The organism is Nitrosomonas communis, from assembly GCF_024102715.1.
Taxonomy (GTDB): domain Bacteria; phylum Pseudomonadota; class Gammaproteobacteria; order Burkholderiales; family Nitrosomonadaceae; genus Nitrosomonas; species Nitrosomonas communis_B.
Map to the genome: position 1 here is coordinate 1 of NZ_JAGFJM010000023.1, position 3,400 is coordinate 3,400.

Sequence of the window (3,400 nt, forward strand, 5' to 3'; positions counted from 1 at the left end):
TCATTAACCATTTGAAAATAAACAAAAATAAGAAGATTGTAACAAGCTCCAACTGCCTCCATTAATTGGATGTCCTGGCGCTCGCTGCCAGTTCGGTCAAATAATCCGCCCACCATTGCATCATCTCACGTCTTTTAGGCAGGTGTTCGGCATGATTGTATGCAGCAGCTATCTTGTTTCTATCCGAATGAGCTAGCTGTCTTTCTATGACTTCATGCGGCCAGCCATGCTCATGTAATAACGTGCTTGCCATACTCCTGAAGCCGTGCCCGGTCATTTCGTCCTTCTCATAACCCATGCGCCGCAATGCTGCATTGATGGTATTTTCACTCATCGGCCTGTCGGCACTTCTAACGCCCGGGTAGATAAATTTGCCGTTACCCGTTAATGGCTGAATGGCTTCTAAAACCTCAACTGCTTGACGTGACAAAGGCACGACATGCTGCTCTTTCATCTTCATCTTATAGCCTGGGATGCGCCACTCCTTTTTATTGAAATCGATTTCTGACCATTCAGCATGGCGTAATTCACCAGGCCGTACAAATACCAGGGGAGCAAGCTGCAACGCGCATCTAGTAACGAATGAACCTTGAAATCCGTTAATTGCCCGTAGCAATTCGCCCACGGCTTTAGGATCGGTAATACTGGCATGGTGTTTTGCTTTGACTGGCGTTAGCGCACCTCTCAAATCCCCGCTAGGATCGCGTTCAGCACGCCCGGTCTGTATCGCGTACCTAAAGACCCGACCAACATACTCCCGTGTCCTCTGCGCTTTCTCATATGCTCCACGGCCTTCTATCTTGCGCAGGACTGCCAGCAATTCAGGTGCAGCAATATCTTTTATTGGTCGGCCACCTAACCATGGATATATATCCAGCTCCAGGCATCTCTTGATATTGTGTGCGGTTGACTCTGCCCATTTTGTTGACTGTTTGGCGTGCCATTCAAGCGCTATAGCCTTGAAGGTGTTTTCTTGAGCGTGTTTTTTGACTTGCTTGCTGACAGCTTTTGCCAGCGATGGATCAACATCTTTTGCAAGCAGTTCGCGTGCCTCAGCGCATTTCTTTTTGGCAGAAGAAAGAGTAACTTTAGGGTACACGCCAATTGATAGCGTTTTCTGTTTACTCATGTAACGATAGTTCATGCGCCAATACTTGCCGGTGGGGGTCACCAATAAATACAGTCCATCCCCATGGGTTAACTTGTATGGTTTATCTGCTGGTTTAGCATTGCGTACTGCCACATCCGTAAGCATTTGATGGTATCTCGTCTGATGGTATGTAAAGTACCATCAAAAGTACCAACAATTTTATGGTATGTCCAGATACGCCGTGATACTATGGGAGACTATCAATCCCGCTGAAAGCTAGTAGATTCAAGGGAGTTGATACGATGTGATACTATCTGAAATGCTTATTTGGTGCCGGGAGGGGTAACCTAAAAATACTAAAATATCATTGATATATAAAGATAATTATTTTTAGGATTTAAAAAATACCATCAAAAATACCATCAATTTTTTTCACTGAGCATGAAATAAGCATTCTTTAATTAACATTGATTGGAGAATGCAAAAATGGAGACTGTTTCAGAATCATCCGCCGAAGACTTCAACGCCAGAATGGCAAAGCTAACAACTGGCTACGTCAAGCGCACTCAATCAGGCAAATTCAATTTGTATATAGAAGTCTGCGGCCAAAGATTGTGGCATTCACAGCATGATTCATTTGCCGCAGCATCTGCTATGGCTAGCGCCCATGGCTGCGGACAATGCCACCTGACCGATTCAAGCGGGAGGATCATGGCGTGAACAAAGAAATTAATGACGAATTGCTCACCGGCCTTGATACAGGTGCGGTCACTCGATGGTACCGCACCTCGATTTACTCGCGTGTTCGTGGATTTCAAGCGGTAACGCTACCGTTTGATTCTTTGCCCCGCGTGCGTGAGGATGATCATTTCAAGGTCAACTGATTGACTTTGATCCAGCACACCATGATCGACAACGCTCTTCGCCTGGCGGTAGGTTTCTTTGTTGTTGAAGCCTGCTTTTTGGGCGGCTATTTCGTCTGATCTCTTGCCAACAAGAGGATTGTCAAAATTTTGGCAATCCTCTTTCGTATATTGATTGGTCCCTTTTCGCCAGGCCAAACTCTCTTCAATAGCTCGCCCAATAGCAACTCGCTCAGAATCAGTGAAATCTTTTCTAACAGCATATCCAGGAGATATATGCAATTTTGCATATAGTTGGCTCAAAAAAACGGCAAGCCGGTCACTCCAAACTTGCCGTGATCTTGCCCTAGAAAATGTTACAACATATCATTTTTAAAACTAACTTTTGCTAACCGGCGCACGCCTCTTTAAATTCCTGGGGTGAAAGCTCGCGATTATTTCCTCCCCTAGAAGAATCAACCGCCACAAGTTGAACAACGTGTCCATCCGGCGGTAGATCAAAGCCATGTTGCCGTCTGTACCTCTCTCGGGCTTCTTCAAACGATTCTCCCTGTGGCCAATAAACTAGTCCTGGCACGTGCTTTTTATTAGCGTTCATCTTAGCTTCGAGTCCTTCTATTCTTGATTTTAGGTTCATGATGGCAAATATCCTGCTAACTGTCTTAGCGTTAAAGCAACATCATCCTGCTTTTCCGGTTTTGGCTTGCCTTGTCTGTCACAAAACCGGCACGCCATCTCATGAAGAAAATCATTAACCGGATCACTTCGGCCAGCTTCAAGTGCTTCAATTCTTCGCCTTAGGTCTTTCATTTTTGTGCTTTCTCCAATGCTTCAATGCGCCTTTCAAATTCATCATCCTTAATCATATTCGACAACGCTTGCAACATAAATGTTAATCGGCTTGCGTCCTGTGTAGCGATCTTACCTTGCTTGGCCATGGTGTAAATCTTTACAAGCTCGCGTCTTACTTCTCTGATGCTGCCAAGCCTTAGCCTTGGTTCTCTGGCAACGCCCCCCTTGGCAGGTATAACTTGCCCCTCAATCACTTCAATGCTTTCGTCATCGCCAAAATCGTTATGCATCTTGTTGATTCTTCTCCAAATAATAACGTGCCTCAACAAGTGCGCCATCCAAAAGGCTGGTGACTGCGTTACTCGCTCCACGAAGTTCGCTGGCTGAAACCTTATCCCCAACACGCTCTAGCGATTCGATCTCACGCTGAGATTGAAGCATCAGATCAATCATGGCATCAGAAGCACGTTCTTTTAATTGAAAAGCGTTTTTATATTCTTTCGCTCTGATTGCTGGATCACGAAAGACCGCCGGTTTTTCAAATAACCTCAGCAGCGGCAGAACCTGGTCTATTTTTTCTGCAATCCTGGTGCTCATCGGCATGTCTGCGTGCCGAGTTTCTAGTCGCTTTCTTATTATCTCCAACGCTTGGTTT

At 45.4% G+C, this 3,400-nt stretch carries 7 protein-coding genes; 1 reads left to right on the forward strand and 6 read right to left on the reverse strand.

What is annotated here, in order from left to right; genetic code table 11:
* Positions 1–61: 61 nt before the first annotated feature.
* Complete coding sequence (locus tag J5I83_RS02735) at positions 62–1,255, reverse strand: tyrosine-type recombinase/integrase (RefSeq protein WP_304053105.1); 1,194 nt, start codon at positions 1,253–1,255, stop codon at positions 62–64.
* Between the two features lie 321 nt (positions 1,256–1,576).
* On the opposite strand from J5I83_RS02735, the gene J5I83_RS02740 reads away from it, so the two are divergent.
* A complete protein-coding gene (locus tag J5I83_RS02740) occupies positions 1,577–1,810 on the forward strand; it encodes a hypothetical protein (RefSeq protein ID WP_304053106.1) in 234 nt (77 codons plus the stop codon).
* Between the two features lie 107 nt (positions 1,811–1,917).
* On the opposite strand, the gene J5I83_RS02745 is transcribed toward J5I83_RS02740, so the two are convergent.
* The 5 genes from J5I83_RS02745 to J5I83_RS02765 form a co-directional block, all read right to left on the reverse strand.
* Positions 1,918–2,256, reverse strand: coding sequence for a hypothetical protein (locus J5I83_RS02745; protein WP_304053107.1), 339 nt, complete (start codon positions 2,254–2,256; stop codon positions 1,918–1,920).
* Positions 2,257–2,341: 85 nt separating this feature from the next.
* Complete coding sequence (locus J5I83_RS02750) at positions 2,342–2,551, reverse strand: hypothetical protein (protein ID WP_304053108.1); 210 nt, start codon at positions 2,549–2,551, stop codon at positions 2,342–2,344.
* 35 nt (positions 2,552–2,586) lie between these two features.
* Complete coding sequence (locus J5I83_RS02755) at positions 2,587–2,763, reverse strand: hypothetical protein (protein WP_304053109.1); 177 nt, start codon at positions 2,761–2,763, stop codon at positions 2,587–2,589.
* A complete protein-coding gene (locus J5I83_RS02760) occupies positions 2,760–3,035 on the reverse strand; it encodes a hypothetical protein (protein WP_304053110.1) in 276 nt (91 codons plus the stop codon). The genes J5I83_RS02755 and J5I83_RS02760 overlap by 4 nt, the downstream gene beginning before the upstream one ends.
* Positions 3,028–3,400: hypothetical protein (locus tag J5I83_RS02765; RefSeq protein WP_304053111.1), on the reverse strand; the 373-nt coding region annotated here is incomplete at its 5' end. The genes J5I83_RS02765 and J5I83_RS02760, both read right to left, overlap by 8 nt.